Here is a 1,379-nt window from a genome sequence, read left to right on the forward strand (position 1 = left end):
CCCCTCTCCCTTTGGGAGAGGGGCTGGGGGTGAGGGCTGGGAGAGGGGCTGGGGGTGGTCGCGTGAGCGGCGCGGAGCGCTTGGGCACCTTTGGGAGAGGGGCTGGGGGTGAGGGAGCAGAGCGGTCTGGGAACGTCCCTAGAAATCTCGGTCGCGCAAGCGGTGCGTCGCTTGAAAACGATAGACTGGGGTGTACAGCTCTCAATCTGCCCTGGATCTGGGAAGATTCTCAAAAGATCGCCAAGATCTAACCGTCGATGACCCACCTCCCTAAGTCCCCTTCGGGATCTGCAACCCTGGCCCCTCCCCGCACCTTCCCTCTTACCGCCGTGGTCGGACAGCAAACCGCCAAGCTGGCTCTATTGTTGGCGGCGGTGGATCCCGGCTTGGGAGGGGTGGTGCTGGTGGGGCCACGGGGCACGGCCAAGTCGGTTTTAGCCCGAGGGATCCACGCCCTGCTGCCTCCTATCGAGGTGATTGCCGGCTCCTATTGCAACGACGACCCGGCGCGGCCCGAGACCTGGTCAGACTGGGCCAAGGCCCGCTACCCCCAGGGAACAACGCCCCCCACCCGGGTGATGGCCCCTCCCTTTGTCCAGATTCCCTTGGGGGTGACGGAGGATCGGCTCTTGGGATCCGTGGATGTGGAGGCCTCGGTGAGGCAGGGGGAAACGGTTTTCCAACCGGGGCTCTTGGCCGCCGCCCACCGGGGCGTGCTCTATGTGGACGACATCAACCTCTTAGACGACGCCATCGTCAACCTGCTGCTGACGGTGGTAGGGGAGGGGGTAAACCGCCTGGAACGGGAAGGGCTAAGCCTGCAGCACCCCTGCCGGCCTCTCTTGGTGGCCACCTACAACCCCGAAGAGGGATCCCTGCGCCCCCACCTGCTGGATCGCCTGGCCATGGTGGTGCCGCTGGAGCGGGAGCTGAGCCTGGAGGAACGGCGGGAGATCGCCCAGCGGGCCAACCAATTCGGCGATGCCCCCGACCCTTTTCTGGCGGAACACCGGGCGGAACTGGAGGAAATCCGCACCCAGATTATCCTGGCGCGGGAGTGGCTGCCCCAGGTCAAACCGCGGCGGGAACAGATCCACTACCTGGTGCAAGAGGCCATCCGCGGCAACGTCCAAGGCCATCGAGGGGAGCAGTTTGCCCTGCGGGCCGCCTGTGCCCTGGCCGCGCTGGAGGGACGGGATCGCCTGGTAGCCGAAGATCTACAACAGGCGGTACAACTGGTGCTGCTGCCCCGCGCCCGCTACGACCCCGAGCAACCCCCGCCGCCCCCCCCATAGCCACAGCCGGGTACCCCCCCCCCCGCCCCCCCCCCACCCGGGGGGGGCGAGGGGGGAACCGTAACCCCGCCGGCAAATAGCAGG

The 1,379-nt window shown here is 67.1% G+C and carries 1 pseudogene; it reads left to right on the forward strand.

The features are described 5' to 3' along the window. Window positions 1–257 precede the first annotated feature (257 nt). Window positions 258–1,292: pseudogene (locus NW857_RS12975) on the forward strand (ATP-binding protein); the annotation flags it as partial. Window positions 1,293–1,379 lie beyond the last annotated feature (87 nt).

The sequence above is a fragment of the Synechococcus sp. H55.9 genome, from assembly GCF_047462355.1.
GTDB lineage: Bacteria > Cyanobacteriota > Cyanobacteriia > Thermostichales > Thermostichaceae > Thermostichus.